This is a genomic window from Pseudomonas sp. SAR267, assembly GCF_052077595.1.
Taxonomy (GTDB): Bacteria; Pseudomonadota; Gammaproteobacteria; order Pseudomonadales; family Pseudomonadaceae; genus Aquipseudomonas; species Aquipseudomonas vlassakiae.
The window spans coordinates 5353892-5370987 of sequence record NZ_JBQIHU010000001.1; the positions used below are offsets into that span (position 1 = coordinate 5353892).

Annotated in this window: 16 protein-coding genes; 8 read left to right on the plus strand and 8 right to left on the minus strand. The window is 54.8% G+C overall.

Annotated features, from left to right (window positions below; translation table 11 throughout):
• Window positions 1-19: 19 nt before the first annotated feature.
• From ACTORR_RS25250 to ACTORR_RS25260, 3 genes are read left to right on the plus strand one after another with little or no spacing between them, the layout of a single operon-like run.
• A complete protein-coding gene (locus tag ACTORR_RS25250) occupies window positions 20-1291 on the plus strand; it encodes a hypothetical protein (protein ID WP_064590718.1) in 1272 nt (423 codons plus the stop codon).
• Window positions 1288-3237 carry a hypothetical protein gene (locus ACTORR_RS25255; RefSeq protein WP_064590715.1) on the plus strand — a complete coding sequence of 650 codons (1950 nt, stop codon included), beginning with the start codon at window positions 1288-1290 and terminating at the stop codon, window positions 3235-3237. Before ACTORR_RS25250 ends, ACTORR_RS25255 begins: the two co-directional genes overlap by 4 nt.
• A gap of 11 nt (window positions 3238-3248) precedes the next feature.
• Window positions 3249-3917 carry an OmpA/MotB family protein gene (locus ACTORR_RS25260; protein ID WP_064590712.1) on the plus strand — a complete coding sequence of 223 codons (669 nt, stop codon included), beginning with the start codon at window positions 3249-3251 and terminating at the stop codon, window positions 3915-3917.
• Window positions 3918-4254: 337 nt separating this feature from the next.
• Here ACTORR_RS25260 and ACTORR_RS25265 read toward each other — a convergent pair whose 3' ends face one another.
• The 5 genes from ACTORR_RS25265 to ACTORR_RS25285 all read right to left on the minus strand — a co-directional run bounded on the left by ACTORR_RS25265 (window position 4255) and on the right by ACTORR_RS25285 (window position 8238).
• The gene (locus tag ACTORR_RS25265; protein WP_064590708.1) at window positions 4255-4752 is read right to left on the minus strand and encodes a JAB domain-containing protein; all 498 of its coding nucleotides are present in this window, start codon (window positions 4750-4752) and stop codon (window positions 4255-4257) included.
• 45 nt (window positions 4753-4797) lie between these two features.
• On the minus strand, window positions 4798-5712 hold the full coding sequence (locus ACTORR_RS25270) for a recombination directionality factor (protein WP_064590705.1): 915 nt from the start codon (window positions 5710-5712) through the stop codon (window positions 4798-4800).
• A 76-nt stretch (window positions 5713-5788) separates the two neighbouring features.
• Window positions 5789-6793, minus strand: coding sequence for a YqaJ viral recombinase family nuclease (locus tag ACTORR_RS25275; protein ID WP_064590702.1), 1005 nt, complete (start codon window positions 6791-6793; stop codon window positions 5789-5791).
• 75 nt (window positions 6794-6868) lie between these two features.
• Window positions 6869-7837, minus strand: coding sequence for a DUF932 domain-containing protein (locus ACTORR_RS25280; protein WP_064590699.1), 969 nt, complete (start codon window positions 7835-7837; stop codon window positions 6869-6871).
• A gap of 71 nt (window positions 7838-7908) precedes the next feature.
• Entirely contained in the window at window positions 7909-8238 is a 330-nt protein-coding gene (locus ACTORR_RS25285) for a hypothetical protein (protein WP_064590696.1), read from the minus strand.
• 697 nt (window positions 8239-8935) lie between these two features.
• Between ACTORR_RS25285 and ACTORR_RS25290 the strand changes: the two genes are divergently transcribed.
• The 4 genes from ACTORR_RS25290 (at window position 8936) to ACTORR_RS25305 (ending at window position 12210) form a co-directional block, all read left to right on the plus strand.
• On the plus strand, window positions 8936-9628 hold the full coding sequence (locus ACTORR_RS25290; protein WP_064590685.1) for a YagK/YfjJ domain-containing protein: 693 nt from the start codon (window positions 8936-8938) through the stop codon (window positions 9626-9628).
• Between the two features lie 319 nt (window positions 9629-9947).
• Complete coding sequence (locus tag ACTORR_RS25295) at window positions 9948-10157, plus strand: helix-turn-helix domain-containing protein (protein ID WP_081272913.1); 210 nt, start codon at window positions 9948-9950, stop codon at window positions 10155-10157.
• A gap of 313 nt (window positions 10158-10470) precedes the next feature.
• Entirely contained in the window at window positions 10471-10728 is a 258-nt protein-coding gene (locus tag ACTORR_RS25300; protein ID WP_281690739.1) for a helix-turn-helix transcriptional regulator, read from the plus strand.
• A 3-nt stretch (window positions 10729-10731) separates the two neighbouring features.
• Window positions 10732-12210: a YfjI family protein gene (locus ACTORR_RS25305; protein ID WP_281690738.1), complete on the plus strand. Its 1479-nt coding sequence runs from the start codon at window positions 10732-10734 to the stop codon at window positions 12208-12210.
• 193 nt (window positions 12211-12403) lie between these two features.
• Here the strand turns inward: ACTORR_RS25305 and ACTORR_RS25310 are convergent, their stop codons facing one another.
• From ACTORR_RS25310 to ACTORR_RS25320, 3 genes are all read right to left on the minus strand, one after another.
• The gene (locus ACTORR_RS25310) at window positions 12404-13399 is read right to left on the minus strand and encodes a hypothetical protein (protein WP_148661755.1); all 996 of its coding nucleotides are present in this window, start codon (window positions 13397-13399) and stop codon (window positions 12404-12406) included.
• Window positions 13400-13525: 126 nt separating this feature from the next.
• Complete coding sequence (locus tag ACTORR_RS25315; protein ID WP_064590676.1) at window positions 13526-14890, minus strand: site-specific integrase; 1365 nt, start codon at window positions 14888-14890, stop codon at window positions 13526-13528.
• Window positions 14891-15431: 541 nt separating this feature from the next.
• A complete protein-coding gene (locus tag ACTORR_RS25320; RefSeq protein ID WP_313364861.1) occupies window positions 15432-15749 on the minus strand; it encodes a type II toxin-antitoxin system PrlF family antitoxin in 318 nt (105 codons plus the stop codon).
• Between the two features lie 277 nt (window positions 15750-16026).
• Between ACTORR_RS25320 and ACTORR_RS25325 the strand changes: the two genes are divergently transcribed.
• Complete coding sequence (locus ACTORR_RS25325; protein ID WP_313364862.1) at window positions 16027-17046, plus strand: AraC family transcriptional regulator; 1020 nt, start codon at window positions 16027-16029, stop codon at window positions 17044-17046.
• Window positions 17047-17096 lie beyond the last annotated feature (50 nt).

Here is a 17096-nt window from a genome sequence, read left to right on the forward strand (position 1 = left end):
ACATCACGAGGACTGAACAATGGGTTTTTTTTCGGATTGCTGGAGCGCCATCAAGAGCGTCGGTGCGGCGGCGGTAGAGGTGGTGCGCACCACGTACGATACCGTACGTGAGAAGGCCAGGGATGCACTGGACTGGATGGCGACCAAGGCCGAATCCTTTGTCGGCAAGGTCAAGGAGGTGTGGAACAAGGTCAAGCCCTTCATCGCCACGGTCGTAAGGCCGGCGCTGAAGATCGCCGCCGAATGGGCAACCGTCGCCTTGCCGACCTTCCCTTGGGTGGCCACGGCCATCCGGGCTTTCGACAAGGCCCTGGAGGCGTTGCTGAACTGGGAAAAGACCGCACTGGCCAAGCAGGTCAAGGCTGCCGTCGAGTGGGCCATCGCCAAGGCCAAAATCTTGCGCGACGTGGTCTTGAACGATGAAGAAATGGCGCAGGCGGCGACCCACGAGGAAGTGCTGCGCGAAGCCCGCGAGGACGTGCGCGGCGAAGCTGGCCGTGCCCTGGACCTGGCAACCCTGATCACCCAGTACGCCCAGCTGAGCACGCGTATCAAGCAGGTGCTGGAAAACAACAACATCAGCGATTTCGACCACTACCTGCGCCTGCGCGCCTCGCAAAAACTGCTCAAGGACACTGAGCAGCGACTGATTCACGCCCAGGACCTGGACGCGATCAATCGTGACGATCTGTTCCTGGTCGAGATCGCCTCAGAGCTGCTCAAGGCCAAACCTCAGGTCAGCGATGCCCAGGCGGTGCGCCTGGATGAAGTGATCGCCGCACGTTTCGGCAAAAAGCTGATTCCGTTCGTGTTCGAAGAGCTGATCATGGCCTGGGGTTGCAACCTGGAGCAGCAGGAGAAGGACTGGAAAACCCTCAGTGAGTCGGTGGCCAAGCTGCAGGTTCAGGAGCGCCAGCTGAAGATCAGCCAGAACCTCGGCGAACCTTCTGCCGAAGAGAAGGCCGCGCTGGCCGATATCCAGGCCCGTCTGCCGGCCCTCAAGGCGCAGATGGATCAACTGCGCAAGCGCAACCAGGAAATGCGCAACTATGTCTACGCCGCTGAGGGGTTCCTGCAGGTGCTCGAGAAAGCGCCCGAAGACTTCGCCGACGATGCGTACCTGCTGACCGACAGCCAGGAGGTCGGCATGATCATCATCGACTGTGCCCAGCATGGCAAACGCTGGGAAGAGCTGACCGAAGACGAACAGAGCCTGATCATCGATTTCGCCAACATCTTCGAAGAAGCCAGCCGTGAACGTGCCAGCCGCCTGGTCGAGGTGGCAGCGTGAATTTTCAGGAGATCCTCACCTTTCTGCTGCCATCAGCAGACCCGCTACAACTGTTGTTCGCCGGGCTGATCGGAATCCTTTCGCTGGTGACCGTGATTGCGTTGAAGCGCGGGGCACGGGAACAGACCTGGGAACGCAAGTGGAACGGCGGCGGCCAGGACGACCTGGACGTGGAGCACGGCTCAGTGAACGAGATCAGTGCCGCGGTGGCCAGCCCCGGCGAAAAAATGATCGAGTTCATGCCCGGGATCCTGTTGATCCTCGGCCTGCTGGGTACCTTCCTGGGCCTGGGCATCGCTTTGAACAAGGCCTCGACGATTCTGGTCGAAGCCAGTGCCGGGGGCGGCATGGACAATGCCATGACCAACCTCATGGGCATGATGGAAGGCCTGGGTACCAAGTTTAAGACCTCGACCTGGGGCATCCTCGCCTTCCTGCTGCTCAAAGCCTATGCCGCCAGCAACGGATACGAAGAGCGGCGCCTGCGCTGGTGTGTCGGGCAGATGAAGCAGGCCTTCGACAGCAGCCGCCTGCAACGCCAGGGCGAACGCCAGCAAGCGCAGGCGACGCTGCTCGAAACCTTGGGCCGGCTTGATCAGAACCTTGCCGCTCAGAACGAGAGTCAACGGCAGTTGCTGGAGCTGCAGGCACGCCTGTTCAAGCACTACGCCGCCACGACCCAGCAGGCGCTCGCGGACAACCGCTCCAGCATCGACGCCTTGCTGCTGCCCCTGAAAGCGTCGCTGGAGGAACAGCAAGCCGGCAACCAGACGTTGCAGGGGCTGCTGCAGGAGCAACAGACTGGCAATCAGAATCTGCAGAAACTGCAGAAGGATCAGTTGGCCGCAAACCAGATCAGGCAGGCCCTGGTAGAGGAAACCCAGGCCGGCAACCAGACCAGGCAAGCCCTGGTACAGGAAGCCCAGGCCGGCAACCAGGTCCGGCAGGACGTCCTGCAGGCCCAGCAAGCGAGCGGCAAGACACTGGCAAGTGCCCTCCCGGCGCTGCACACGTTGAACAGCACCGGCGAGAAGACGCTGACTGCACTGGGCGCCATCGATGCCCGACTGCAGGAGCACGGCGAGCAGAACCAGCAACAGCTTGAAGATGGTCGAGCCACGCGCCAGGCCATGGAACACTTGATCGACAGTAACAGCCGCAACCTTGCAGCCATTTCCGGCGCGGCTGAACAGATGGCCAGCGCCGCGGGCACCATCGGCGCCTCGGCAGGTGACCTGCAGCAAGCCATTGCTGACTTCAAGGAGGGTGTCGCCGGCGTGCTGGGTCATCTCAAGCAAGACCTGGGCGAGACCATTGGCCTGATGGGCAGCAGCTTCACCGACAACATGACGCAGATGTCCGCCAGCCTGTCCGAAGCCACGCTGGGCATTTCCTCGGCGGTCAACAGCCTGTCGAACAACGTAGGCCAGACCATGGAGGGCATGAAGAAGTCCAACGAGGAATCGCTGAACCTGCAACGTAATGCCCATGCCAGCTTCCAGGGTTCCAGTGAAACCCTGCAAGTCAACGTCGAAGGCATGACCCACCTGGTGGGCGACCTGCGTGAAAAAATCCTCTCGGGCCTCAAGGCCGTTTCCGAAAGCGGCCGGCGCATGGTCGCCCTCGACAGTCGCTACGAAGGGGTCACTCAACAGGCCGAGCTGGCCGCCAGCGAAATCAAGGGGCTGGTCGCACAGCTGATGACGATGCAACACAGCAGCCCGCTGCAACCGGCTGTGGATGCACTGGCCGCGCGGGTCGACATGATCGGTCGCAGTCTGCAAGAGATCGATCAGAACCTGGAAGTGCTGAGCAACGTTGTCCAGCACAACCAGCAGCGCCACACCGGCGGTGAGATTAGCCAGTCACTTCGCGAGATCATTGCCCAGCTCCATGTCCTCGACCGTGCGCAGCCGACTGCGGTGCAGATCGAAACGGCCTTGTGAGGTGACGGGCGATGAAAGACAAACCGAATGAATGGGTGTCAATTGCCGACCTGATGGCCGGAGTCATGGCAGTGGTCATGTTGCTGTTGGTGATGGCGGTGCTACAGAAGAGTTACTCGGACCTCAAGTACCAACAGGAACAGGCCCAGAGCAGTGCCAGCCAGCGGCAGAAGGTCGAGCACTTGCTCGGGGCCTTGCAGGACTCGCTCAAAGGCACCGCCGGTGCCGGCCTGGTGGCACTGGACCTGGAGGCGCAGAAGCTGACGTTGCGCGACGGTGTATTCGGTCGCGGCAGTGCCTGCATCACTGAACAGTCCCGCGAAGCCTTCCAAAGCATCGAAGCGGCGGTCACGCAGTTTCTGGCGCAGTTCCGTGGTGCTCAGGTCTACATAGAAGGCCATACCGACAACCTACCGGTGCTGCGTCCAGTGACCAACTTCGAAGCCAATTGTACGGTCTACGACGACAACTTCACTCTCTCCGCCGCTCGTGCTCGTGAAGCGCGCAAGCTGATCGTTGGTAATCTCGATCCTGCTACGGCGAGACGTGTGGTGGTGGCCGGTTATGGTGACTCACAGCCCATACCCGGTATCGCGCCGGAGGACGCCCAGCAGCGCCGCATCGAAGTCCGCTGGATCACACCAGATGAGCCAAAGTCCGAACTCAGCTTAGTAAAATAAAGGACAAACCGGGGCGGCGGCGAAAATCTCCCGCCCAGGTCTGCTGTTAGGATAAGTGCAGCACTGAGGCGACATTGTCAGGCATTTCTCTAGCCTACCGAACATCCAGCGGGCTAGCAGCAGGGCAATCAGTAGCAGAGTGCGAAGTATGACCCCCCCTATAAGCCCGGCGGCAGCACAGGCTGCTAGAATGCCGACAAGGCAAATAGCAAAAAAAAGAAAGGTGAATGATGCTTATGACACCTCTCCTGAAGCGGCAGCAACTGATGTCGATGGGCCACACCGACCAAGGTCTGGTGCAGGCCATCGGATGAATGGAGAATGATAAAGAAGGTTTCTATAGATAGCTCTGTTCGACCAATGACACGCAGCCTTTATGACCCACCACCACATGATCCAATATTCGGGTGCCGACCATGTCTAAAGCGTTTTTGAGGACGGTGGTAAGCGTGCGATCCGCTTGGCTGGGCTCCGGGTCTCCGGAGGGATCATTGTGAATCATAATGAGGGCCGCGGCGTTGTGTTCCAAGGCGATCTTGACCACTTCTTGCGGGTACACGCTAGCCCCATCCAGGGTGCCTCTGAACAGCTCTCTAAAGCCTATAATCCGGTGTTTGGAATCGAGCAGCAGCAGAGCGAAGACCTCATACTCATGGTACTGCAACAGTGTTTGCAGGTGGCTGAAGACCTGCTTCGGCTCAGTCAGGGCCCGGCCTTTAGATAGGCGACTCATGGCCAGTTGTTGCGCCATCTGCAGGATGTCGGCTTCGGTGACGGGTGATTCCATGACGTAGGTGCCGCTCGCTTCACCGGCTTTGAGCTTGTGATATTTCATGACGGTACTCCTGGACGAGGCATGCTGGGGAGGTTGAAAAAAGCGTTATTGGACTGAAGGCCTCGTGCTGTGCCCGATAGACTGAGTCTCCAACTTCTGAGCCAGTGAGGGCTTTGAAGACGCTGTCAGCTGGGGGGCTGCGTTGCTGGGTGGGTCTTCAGTAGAGGGAAAGAACTCTTCGACAATGGCGCCGGTGTCCTCCTCGCTGTCTTCAAAGGCTCCATTGTTAAAACCCTGTCGGGCCGCGTGGTCCAAGGCGCTTTGGTCAAAGCCCGAGGCTTGTCGGGCTTCCCCCAGTTGCTTGGCGGCGAGCAAGGCGTCTTCTAGGGGCAGTCCACTGCGCACTGTGATATCGACGTAGAAGATCGGCGTGCCATGGCTCTGCCGCGTGGATTTACCGCGCAGACGCAGCTCCAGGGGCAGACAGGCCAGGCGATTGCCAGAGATGGCTTGCAGGTAATGCAGACGCGCTGCTAGGGTGCGAATGCTGTTGAATCCGGTGGTGCGGAACACAAAACTGCCCAGTGGGTCGTCATCGCCAATCACCACGTTCAGCCGACCGTAAGGCTTGCAGGCATTGCCTTGGGCCAGTGAGCAGCCATCAGGTGAAGGGCAGGGCAGCGACTGGATGCCGTCCTTGGTCAAGCGCTTACACGTTTCACCGTTGCCGACGCACAACGGCCTGCCGGTGGTACGGTCGAACAGGCTGTAGTCCGCGCGAAAGTTGAGGTCCGGTTCGTTGAACAGCAATCGGATGGGAATGCTGCGTAGCTTGCCATCCTGGCCATTGCGCAGTTCCTCATTGAGTGGATGCATTAACCAGCCGTCACGGCTCTGGACTTGCGAGGTGATGGTGAACTGATCATCTTTCTCAGGCAGACGCTTGCCGTTTTTCTCGACGACCTTACCGATGGAAATGCGCCCGAGTACCGGCGGAGTGATGGCTAAACCTTTGAGCATGGTGGTGCTCCTTGATCTGAAAATAAAAAAGCCACCGGGACGTGAACGGTCCGGTGGCTAGGGTGAGCAGACGGTTTCAGCCGATCAGGAAGCGACGGCTGCCTGCGTTGGTCTTGGGATAGCGGGCCTGCAGGTACGGCTTGTCTTTGAGCATCTGTTCGACATCCAGACCAATACTGTCCTTGGACTGCTTCCAGCTGATGTAGCCCTCGGCAAACTCTGCACGGGTGGCTTCCCCCAAGGCCTGCTGCAGAACTTGCTTAAGCTGTGCCTCACGTGTTTCTTGCTGAGCAATGTTCTGACGAACAGATTTGAGTTCAAGAAAGGTGCTGGACAGTTCCGTGTGCTGGCTGAAGTCCAGGGTCTGTCCGTTATCCTCGGGATAGAGGCAGCGCAAAGCCGCTTCCGCAGACGCTGTGCCATCGGCCGGTGGCGGGGTGTCACTGACGACGTAGTCCCAGAACAGCCGTTCTAGGTCAATCAGCCGCGTAATCAGCTCCTCGTCGCGTGTGATGCGATGGATTTCCAGATGCTGGCCACCGAGCAGCACCGCCACATCAGCGGCATGTTTGCCAGTAACTGCAAGCTGGTGCATGACTTGCAGTTGCACATATTCGGGCACGCCCTCTTTCCAGAGGCGTGCCCCGTTTATGCCGGCAGTCTTGCACTCTAGGATCTGCACATCGTCGGTACCGATCACCTCGCGGTCGATATTGGCGAGCATCCAGGGCAGCGCCGGATCGGGATGCTGCAGCACCGCGTTGATCCGTCGGACCTTGTGCAGGCTGCGCTTGCTGTAATGCCAGGCCACGATAGGCTCCAGCACATTGCCCCAGTACAGCGGGCTTTCCTCATCGTGAGGATCGACCTTGGGCATGCTGGCATCGCGACCGGTCTTCTCCAGCCATAGCTCCAGCTGCGATTTGTAGGGATTCAGACCCACCGCAGCGGCAGCATCCGAACTGCCGATGCCTTGCTTGCGGATCTGCAACCAGTCCTCGCGGGGCAGCTCCTTGGTGCTGACCAGGCGCAGGGCGGGGCGTTTCTGGCAGGTGCTGCTATTCAATGACGTTGCTTTCATCGTTTTTACCTGCTGGTATAAAAACGCCCGACCAGCACATGGCTGACCGGGCGCAAGGGGTGAGGTAAGTAAGGGTTAGGCGGCGAGTTGCAGAGCGGCATCCAGGGCGCGTTGTTTGATCTGTGCTCCCTGACCGAACCATGCCGAGTCCAGGCGGTACTCGTTACTGCGGGCACGGCGCTCGTGGTCGACGTACTCGGTCACGGCATTGAGCAGGCCCCAAGCAGTGCCGCGTGCTGAGTCCAGTTGGCTGCCGCGACCGCGGCCCTCGTACAGTTCCTGGACCTTGCGTAGGGCGCGCTCGTTGGGCAGTTGCTCCGGCAGAGCGCCGGTCGGGCTGGTTTCACACATCACGTTCATGAAGTAACCCAATGCCTCATGCCACTGCACCTTGCGCTCGGACAGTGCGCGCATGCGGTACATAAACTCGTCCCATTGCGAGACGGCGATGCCCAGTTGCCTCTTCACTGTCTTTGGGTCAAAGCGAGTGTTGTGCGGTACTTTGATGGCGCGACTGCTGCCATCCAGGGCGATGGTCAGGGTGTTGTTGCACACCACGCGGACGGTGGTTGGCGTTGCTGTGGTGGCCAAGGTGCCATCACAGGAGGTGGCCAGCAGGAGGTAGCCGTTGACCTGGTCGTTGTCCTTCAGCTCTGTACCTTGCCCGGTACGCGCCAGTGCCCAGAACTTGCGCCCGCCCTTGAGCACGCCGGCCGTTTCCAACTCGTAGCCGGAGACTTCGGTGAGATCGCGGTAGAACTCCAGAACCTCTCGCGGTTGCACCGTGTGATAGCGCTGCGAGACCACCGACAGAGGAGCCTTGCTGTCGGAACGGTAGAGCACCTTCTGCTTAGGGAAGGAGTGTATGGCACCCAGGTGGCCGACCGCGTCCGACTTGAAGTGGACTGGGCTTTCCAGAATCTGCCAGTCCATGCCGGCTTCACGCTGCCAGACCTCAATAGGTTGTTTGCGGGGCAGGTGGTTACCCAGGCCATGCCAAGGGGTAGCGCCAACGTAAGCCATTTGTTCAACGAGATGAGCCATGAGAATTATTCCTTACGAAGAAGTGGGAAATAGCGTCGTTTCATCAACAAGCGACGCCTGTTCACAACGGCTTAACGGTTGACGCTGAAGCTGTAGCCACACACCAGGCATTGATAATTAGCCAGGATCTTGTCATCGAGCTGCTCACCCAGCGTGGCCCCGGCAATGCCGCCCGCGACCCCGCCAAACAGGCCACCCAAAATCGCCCCGGCGATGCTGCCGATAGCAATGCCCACCGGCCCACCGACAACTCCCAGTAGCGCGCCGGCTTCGGCGCCCGATAGGGCACCGGCAGCACCACTGGCGGCACCGCCTGCAGCACCGATTAATCCGCCTGTTTGTTTACCGATATTTTTCGTGATGATTCGTCCCGAATTGCAGCTTGGGCAAGGGGTATACATATCCAGATCCTCTCAAGTGATGAGCGTGCTTAGCCAAGAGCTGGCACGCCAAATTCCCGACGGCATTTGATACTGTGGGGCGTTCACAGAGGTGATATAGATCTGAGATTTTTTTGATTCAGCTCGTATCGGATCGTCTATGTACGGCAGAGCCGTTTATAACTGCCCTTTAAAGTCCTCGTGGTGACATTAATACGGCAGTGTCGTAAGTTTTTACGTGTTGGTGGTATGAGGTGTCTACATGACTTAATTTTGCAGGCGGCACACGCCTGTCGGCTCATACGGCTTTTGCTTTTAATGAAAATGGAATCTTTTTGGGTTTTATTGTTTGAGTTTTCTTGCTGTTATCCTGGGGGTGGGTTTCTAATGAGGTCTATTCCTTGGGTTTTTTGCATGTGCGGCATCGCTACTGTTACGGTTTAAGTAGTATGCGTCTAATAAGTATCGATGCAGTAACCAGTAATTAATGTGGTTGCTATGGATTCTACCGTAATAGATATCGTTCACCAATAGAGCGCTATCATGTTATTTGTTTGCAATACAGATCTGCCATAAATTGCAGGAACAATGTGCAGTGTTGACTGCAAGTCAACGTGTTGATAGTCCAGGCGTATAAGTCGAAACAAGGTGCTTGAGTGCACCTGGTCCCGTGTGCCTGCCGGTGAGTCCTCCATATACGGCCGACAGGAAATTAACTATGTTTCATCATCAACCGAAGCGTCACCCAATCAATACTAAACTCAAACTACACTACGGCAACGAGTATCGTGGTTTCGCTGTGCAGCAGCAGCTGACACACGGCCCTTTGATTGAAAACTACCTGGAGCGTGGACTTGAAACTTTGCAAAGCTGTCTCTCGGTACAGGCCCGTACCTTGGTCTGTAGGGTAGACTTGCGTTACCCCGTCGGCCTGATGCCGTCAGATGCGCTCGTCAGCAATGAGGTGATGAGTCGCTTCTTCTACCATCTAAGTAAAGAGCTGACCTGGGCGAGTACAAAGTACACGACTGATATCCGCTACATCTGGTGTCGAGAGCGTAACAGCAGTCAAGCACCGCATTACCACGTCATGTTGCTGCTCAACTACGACGCCATCGGGGGCCTAGGTAACTACGGGCCTAGCGACGACGGTACTTATAGTAGGAACAACTTGTTTCATCGCGTCGTGCGTGCTTGGGCCTGGGCAATTGGTTGTTCTGAATACGAGATGTCAGGGCTAGTACATGCCTGCCAAGACAAACTAAGTGGGCGGGTTTACCAGTGCTTGGATCGACGCTTTCCTGACTCGCTCAGGCCGGTTGTCTACGCTATGAGCTACTTGTGCAAGACGTACAGCAAGGCGCAAGAGTTAGGGCAAGGCTTTGCTGTGTTCACTACCAGCCGAATCTGAGTGCTGCGGCATACCTGTTCAATTTACCTATTGTATGGTCCGGCATTGCCGCACTATAACTCACTAGATAGGAGTCTTTCGTATGAGCTACAGCGATTATTGGCGTCGTAAATTTCTTGCCGAACATCCTGAGTATGAACAACAGTGCCAGGAGCTTCGGTATGAACCGGAGAGTTCATCTCCATCTGTCCGGGCTGCTCCTCTCCCATGGCATGCGAGGGTAAATACAGCGCCGGAGTCAAATTACACATTACCTTTAGCTGGAGCTGCTTCGTCTAATTTCGAAGTCTCGGAGATCTTCCCGCATAAACGGCCAAAGATGTGTCACGGAGTCACGCCAGACTCAAGCATCATCAGGCTTGCATGTTGCTTGCGCCAACGCTTGAGGCTAACCCAGCAAGAGCTCGCTGCGCATTTGGGGGTCAGCGCTCGCACGCTGCAGGACTGGGAGCAGGGGCGACGTCATCCCACTGGGCCTGGAAAAGCCTTACTGCAGTTGTGGATCGACCGGCAATCAGTGGCCCCCTGAGTCGTTCTGACTGAGAGTCAACGTTTTTCCTGGCTATGGGGCGACTGGGTTCCGAAGGACGGAAGGGATCTGAACGGCAAGCAAGACTGCTATTCCTGCTACTAATAGCAGGAATAGCAGCTGCAGTGGTCCCGGCTAAATCCGGTGGGGTGGGGACAAGCTACTAGGATGACAATTTCTAGATCGCAGTGTTTCTAAAATGTCAATACATCTGCTTAGCTTTGGAAAACCCATTTAGCATCCCTGACGACTCCTAGTGGCACGGGCTGTAGAGTCCTTCCCTATTGAGTTCGCAACTGAAGAGGGCGTGGTGATGGGCAACGAAAGTAGTGGTAAATCAACATTAAGAATTTTACGCATTCGGCAGTTGCGAGAGTGCATTGGGCTGAGTAGATCGACAATTTATGACCGACTAAATCCAATGTCGCCTAGATACGATAGTACATTCCCAAAGCCAATTAAGTTGGGGAGGTTTGCGGTGGGTTGGGTTGAGGAAGATATATATCGGTGGATTGGATCTAGGTCTCAAAGAGGCCAGGAAGATTTTGTCGTGATCTCTGAAGGTGTTTGATTTATGAGTTTCTCTAGCTTTGGGTCTTGGGGGGGCTCTGCTTTGGAGGGGGGCTTTCCAAGGTATATGTCTTTACCGGTGATAGTGAGTGCGGTGGATGAGGCGGAAGGGCATATAAAGGCCCCGAGGGCACTCGTTTTTTCATCTGCTCTGACGGCGATCGCTACAGCTTCTCAAGGTTTGATTGATGTTTGTAAGCCGAATGGACAAATAGTTCCAGCATCGCTGATGCTGCTGACGATTGCGAACTCTGGAGAGAGGAAGTCTACGGCGGAGAATATATTTCTTAGAGGAGTTCGCAATTTTCAGGATGAAAAGGATTTGATTTATCTTAAGAAGCTTTCTGAATGGAATGCGAAATGGTCAGTCTGGGAGGCTCGCCGGAAGGCCATGTTGAAGGAAATACTTCGTTCAGGTGATGAAGAGGAAGGTGACGAATATCAGATATTTATGGCGCATATGGGTAATGAGCCGGTCAAGCCTAGACGTTTTAAGTTAATCTACGAAGATGCTACCTCAGAGGCTTTGTTTTTGGGGTTATATCAGAACATTCCTGCAGCAGGGCTAATTTCTAGTGAGGGTGGGGGAGTGTTGAGTGGCAAGGCATTTAATGATTTGTCGAAGCAGAATGCCTTGTGGAGTGGGGATGCAATAACTGTTGATCGAGTATCGTCTGAAAGCTACGAGCTAAGAGCTCGTCTGACGGTATCGATAATGGTTCAAGAAAAAACTTTCTTGAGTTATATGGAAAAGAATGGAGAGATATCACGGGGATCTGGTTTGTGGGCTAGGTTTTTGGTTTGCAATCCAAGATCGACCCAGGGAACTAGATTGATTGGTGGAGGGGTGGTCACTTGGAATTGTTGCGAGAAATTCTCTGAGCGCATTGGGGAGATACTTAAAGAAAGTGTTGGATTCTTGATGGATCCGGCTAGGTCCAGGTTAGTGATTAGGTTTTCTCAGGCGGCGGCTCAAAAATGGATAGAAATTTTCAATGCGATTGAGTCGGGTATTGGGCCGGGAGGAAGGTTTTTTGGTATGGGTGATCATGCGTCAAAGTTGGCAGACAATATTGCAAGGGTGGCTGCCCTGTTTCATTTCTTTGAGAGAGGGAGTGGTGATATAGCTCTGGAGACCTTGGATGCTGCTGCTGATGTGTGCTTTTGGTACTCTGGCGAGTTTCTGCGTCTGTTTACATCGCTGCCTCAGGAAGAGATCGACGCACAAGAGTTGGATGACTGGCTACAAGTAAGGCGTGAGGCAGGTGATAGATTTGTAGCAAAGAATATCATACTGCAAAAGGGGCCTGGGAAGTTACGAAAAGTAAAGCGGTTAGATTCGGCCATTGAGGTACTCTCGACGCAGGGTAAGGTTTTGCTGTCAAAGCTTGGAAATGTTACATGTCTCGATATTTTTCCTGAGTATTCGATGAGTAACTTTTCTCCTAGGACTATTATCTCTCCTTACAAGTCTTCAATTTAGGGGTGTATGGGTCCTTCGTGATGTTGTGTCGAGATCAGGATAGATGTCGAGGTATAAGTTTGTTTTGAGGTCTCGATTATGATGATTAGCCTGAAAGGCTCGGTTTCTTGCAGGTGTGTTGTAAGTTTTGCCGTTTCGTGTAAGTCGAGAGCGCCACCCGTTAGGATGGCGTTTCATTATAGGTGAATTTCGTTCACTGGAGTTTCTGGATGACGTCATCCAGCGATCGGACCTCTGCTAGCTGCTCTGCGCAGGTTTGCAGTTGATCCATGTCGTTTGTAGCCTCCAGCTTTTCAATTGCTGATTTCGGCAATTCCCCAAAGCGCTGTTTAAGTTGCAGAGCTAATGTTGCTCGCACGCCTTCAATACGCCCCAGGGTGCGTGCGGCATCTAGATCCATCTGGCGTGACTCTTCCGTATCCTGCTTGGGAAACGAATGGCGCAGCGAGTATCCTAATTGTTCTCGATCCGCTTGTCGCTGACTGCCTCGGGTGACAGTGCGAGTAATATCAAACAGGACATTGCGAACCTGGAATTTTAAGTCTTCGAGGTTGGTGATGTCTAACATTTGGTATTCTTTGTTGGCTTTGAAAATGCGTGTTGCCATTTCGTCGGCAGCTACGGTTTTATCCAATTTTTTAAATTTAGGGTCGTTATATATCATGCCTCGGATCATGGATTCAAGAAGCAGTGATTTCATGCTATTAGAGGGCTGCTGATTCTTGCCCTGTCCCCCGGCGCTTGCTCGATTGCTGTAGTGCTTGCTTTCCAGATTTTTGAGTGCTTCGAGCATCGCCAAGTGGCGATTGGATAGCATCAGGGCATTGATCATCTTCTGCAGGATATGATCAGTTGCAGCGGCTTCTAGGGAACTTATTGGGATGAAATGATTTTTATAAATATATTTCACATAGACTGCTTGGCGTAAAGCTATCTCGGAATGCTTGGATAATTGCTCGTCAATCGCATGTTTACCTTGTCGGATAGTCAGCTCGATTTGTTGATCTTGCGAAGGTTGGATCTCTAGGCTTTCCATCCTTTCATACAACCACTGCGCGTGTTGTTGGTGTGCAGGCAAAGCGATCTTCTGCAGATCACGTACCTGCTTTTCGACGTTTTCAGCTTGGGCGAGTAATATCGTCGCTGTACGCATATCTGGCTTTGGTCCACGCTCATTCCGGAAAGACAAGCTTATACTCCTCATTGTTCGAATGGGGCCTCAGTGTAGTGGGGCCAGCATGAGAGGTGAGATCGAACGTCTGTTGCTAAAGTCGTCTCTTGCAGGTTCTGTGGACTATACGGGTGCAACAATATCTTATAAAGATGCGGTGACGAGAGTCTCTGAGACCATTTGGTCCAAATGTAGTCCAAGCTTGTGCCAAGCGTCAGCCATCTCTTTTGTATAGCTATGACGCTGATAGGTGCGTTTAACCTTGTTTTCTTCAGTGTGATTCAGGCACCGTTCTGCTACTTCAGGAAGTACTCCCAAGGCAGTCATGATAGTGGCGCCGGTGCGCCTCAGATCATGCGGGGTCCATTTCCCTCCGCTCAACAAGAGGGCTTGTGCTTTGGCGCTACGATTACTCATCACTCCCTGATCAGGCTGGCGCTGCCTGTCGCCAAGTTGCTTGGTTACGGTCTTGGAACAGACCGGGCCGCTGTCTTCCGTGTTGGGGTAGCACCAAGCGGAGTGACTGTTAAGTACTCTGATTTTTTTGAACTGCCGGATGGCAAATGAAGAGAGCGTGATGCTGTGGGCTTTTCCGTTTTTGCTGTTCTCTGCCGGTATGAGCCAAATGCCTCTGGCGAGATCAAGGTGCTCCCAGCGTGCATTGAGCAGTTCTCCAATGCGGCAGCAGGTGGAGAGGGCAACCCAGATTGCAGCTTCGGTGGACGGGAGTAGGCCGGCTTCAGGAGTGAGCAGGGCTAGGGCGCGGATCTCATCATCGCTCAGCACTCGGTCGCGTTCGACTTCCTTGCCGCCAATCTTGGCCTTACGGATGCTGGCAGTCGGATCGTGCTCAATCAGGTCTCGATCTACTGCGAACCGAAACATTTGTCGCATCAGGCTAAGGATCAGCTTGGCCATACGGTTGACGCCGCGAGCGAGAAGGGCATCGGTCACTTCGGTGATGTGCCCTTTTTTTACGTCTGCTACGGCTATTTTGCCTAACAATGGCAAAACGTCCTTTTCAAACATGCGGCGAACCTCTGCTCCACCATCCTTGCGGTTGATTAGGTCGACGGTGGCCCAGTGTTCGAATAGCTCGGAGACGCTTTTTCTTGCGGCCTGTCGGGCTTGCTCCGCTTCTGCGGCTGCTTTTTCTGCTGCTAGGCGAGCGAGCTCGGCGTCCCGGGTGGCCACGCGCGCGGCCTCTTCAGCTTCAAAATGCTCCCGGATATCCCGAACTCCTGCCTTGTGCAGGCCAGCAAGTTCCTTCGCACGTTGGCCAGCTTCGGCCAGGGTCATGGTTCCCTCAAGCCCCTCACGGCTGTAGGTGCCGATGGGATAGGTGATACGTTCACCGATGCTGTTCGCGTAACGGAAATAAAAGAGGCGTTCTCCGCTGGTGGTGATGCGAGCGACCAGGCTGCCATGCCCCCAGATGGCAACTTCACTGAGCCACTTGTCACTGGCCCCGGGTTTGGCGGTCATTTGTCGGTCTGTAATCTTGGCCATTTGGTTAGTTTTTCCGTTGCCAATTGGTTGCCAATTGAGATTCTCTGGTTGCCAATTCGTTGCCAATTGAGATCGGCTTTCCTCGAACAGCTGTGGGCTATTTTGGACAGTAGAATGGATAAAATCCAGTAAAACAGGGGTTTGAGCATTATGCTTCGGATGAGGTTGAATCAGATAGGATGGGTATTTACCTTTATGGGGTGCAAGGGGTCGAGTGTTCGAATCACTCCGTCCCGACCAAAATACTCCAAAGGATCCAGTCACTTAGCGGTGACTGGATTTTTTATGGCCAACGTTTTTTCTCCCAGCGCATTTTTACCCCACTTTTTACCCCACCGAATTTCAGCGGTCTCAAGCTGGCGTTGTCAGGGGATACGATTTAGTGCTCCGTAGGATCCGAACTGCGAAGCGGGCTACTGATTTGATTGCATGCGACGGTGGTATTAGAAATGCTGGCTTGCCTTTGTGAGTGCTTCTTGCAATTTGCGTAGCTGTAAAGTCACACCTTCATGGAACAACAGTGTCCAGCCATGTCGCAGCATCAGAGCGCGACCTCACCATCGATATCTTCGTCCAGGTTTACGCAGTGGTTTGCGTTGGCGAGCATGGCTTGCGCCAAGTCTTCCGGTAGGGTGGTGAGGTTGCGTCCGCTTCGGATGTCAGCCTCCAGCAAACCCAGGAACGCACCGATGGCAGGGTCTTCGTGGGTGGTTTCTACGCGGCTGACCACGATTTCGCCCCCGCGTACGTCGAATGCGATCTTGCCGCCTGTATCAATGCCCAGCAACTGGCGAACGGATTTGGGCAGTGTGACCTGGCCCTTCGAGGTCAGCGTGGCGATTTCGTGGATGGCAGGCATGTGGGTTCTCCCGGATGTATTGATCAAGGGGTAAGGAATAATCCTTACTTGGTCAATCTTGGTTTTCTGCTGATCAAGCATAAGCAGGGTGAAAGCTCGGAAGCACACCAGGATGAGTTACACCACCCCTTAGGACACGATCGGAGCATTTACGGTGCCGCGAGTTTTGAGTCTGACGCGGATTGATCCACAAATGGTTGGTTATATATCCAATGATTGACTCGCCTCTGCTGAATGCTTACAAAATAAACATTCACAACAATAAGAGAGGTGCACCGTGGCAACCCTGGCCTCTTGCAGCGGCGTTGTCCACGCTGTTTCGCTGTTACGCACCTATGCTCAAGCCGCGTTGAGCTTGACGGGAGATCACATTGAAGCCTCCGATGCGCGCGTGGCCTCAGACGTGTTGGCAGCCAATTACAGCGATAACCGGCTTGCCGTGCATAACTCCGATGGCCCCTTCGCCATGCAGTGGCAGCGCCGTTCGATCGGTGATTTGCAGGTGGCGAGTCTGCGATTTGGCGTACCTGTAATTCTTGACCAAGACCCAACGTCATTTTTGCTGGTCAGTACCCAGTTACAAGGAAGCGCGACCATCCATACCCCTAAAGGTGTGTACTCTGGTGGTGGGGGCCTTGTGATGATTGATTCACTGGAAGATCGTACCAACAAGGCTTTCAGTGCCGACAGTTGGCGCTTGCATGTGCAATTTCCCCTTGCATTGATCGAGGCGGCTTGCGCGGAATTTCATGGGGGCTTACCGGCAAAGCCGCTGCGATTCGATGCTATGTTGCAAGCGGGTGGTACGGCGCAGATGCGTTGGATCGGTTTCCTGAATTTGTTGATGACTTACATGATCGGGCCTGAGCCTGTGCCAGATGTTCGCACGCTGGAGTTTCTTCAGCAGAGCGCGCTATTCACACTCATGCATGCACTTCATGCCGATCCCGGGGACGGATTCGGTCCGCAACCCTTGATGCCTCGCCATGTGAAACGCGCAGAGGGGTACATCCGAGAGCACCTTCGTGAGGATATCAAACTGATAGATATTGCTCGCGCAGCGGGAGTCAGCGTTCGGTCTCTGAGCGAAGGCTTCCAGCGCGCGCTTCAGCTGTCACCCATGCAGTACGTCAAGGCGCTGCGCCTGGATGCTGCGCGTAATGAGTTGCTGTGCAGCGGGGCTGATCGTTTGGTGTCTGAGATCGCGGAGGCCTGGGGGTTCAACCACCTCGGCCGATTCAGCGAACACTATCGTCTGCGCTTCGGGGAGCTTCCATCCACAACCCCAAGGCGATAGCTACAAATTCGCTTGAATTGGATAGCTTCTGCTGGAATCGGCTAACGCCG

Coding starts and splice junctions, on each gene's coding strand:
- ACTORR_RS25315 (WP_064590676.1), bottom strand. CDS start 14,890: ATGGCCAAGATTACAGACCGACAAATGACCGCCAAACCCGGGGCCAGT.
- ACTORR_RS25285 (WP_064590696.1), bottom strand. CDS start 8,238: ATGTATACCCCTTGCCCAAGCTGCAATTCGGGACGAATCATCACGAAA.
- ACTORR_RS25320 (WP_313364861.1), bottom strand. CDS start 15,749: ATGCCTGCCATCCACGAAATCGCCACGCTGACCTCGAAGGGCCAGGTC.
- ACTORR_RS25305 (WP_281690738.1), top strand. CDS start 10,732: ATGAGTTTCTCTAGCTTTGGGTCTTGGGGGGGCTCTGCTTTGGAGGGG.
- ACTORR_RS25275 (WP_064590702.1), bottom strand. CDS start 6,793: ATGAAAGCAACGTCATTGAATAGCAGCACCTGCCAGAAACGCCCCGCC.
- ACTORR_RS25295 (WP_081272913.1), top strand. CDS start 9,948: ATGTGTCACGGAGTCACGCCAGACTCAAGCATCATCAGGCTTGCATGT.
- ACTORR_RS25265 (WP_064590708.1), bottom strand. CDS start 4,752: ATGAAATATCACAAGCTCAAAGCCGGTGAAGCGAGCGGCACCTACGTC.
- ACTORR_RS25270 (WP_064590705.1), bottom strand. CDS start 5,712: ATGCTCAAAGGTTTAGCCATCACTCCGCCGGTACTCGGGCGCATTTCC.
- ACTORR_RS25290 (WP_064590685.1), top strand. CDS start 8,936: ATGTTTCATCATCAACCGAAGCGTCACCCAATCAATACTAAACTCAAA.
- ACTORR_RS25280 (WP_064590699.1), bottom strand. CDS start 7,837: ATGGCTCATCTCGTTGAACAAATGGCTTACGTTGGCGCTACCCCTTGG.
- ACTORR_RS25300 (WP_281690739.1), top strand. CDS start 10,471: ATGGGCAACGAAAGTAGTGGTAAATCAACATTAAGAATTTTACGCATT.
- ACTORR_RS25260 (WP_064590712.1), top strand. CDS start 3,249: ATGAAAGACAAACCGAATGAATGGGTGTCAATTGCCGACCTGATGGCC.
- ACTORR_RS25250 (WP_064590718.1), top strand. CDS start 20: ATGGGTTTTTTTTCGGATTGCTGGAGCGCCATCAAGAGCGTCGGTGCG.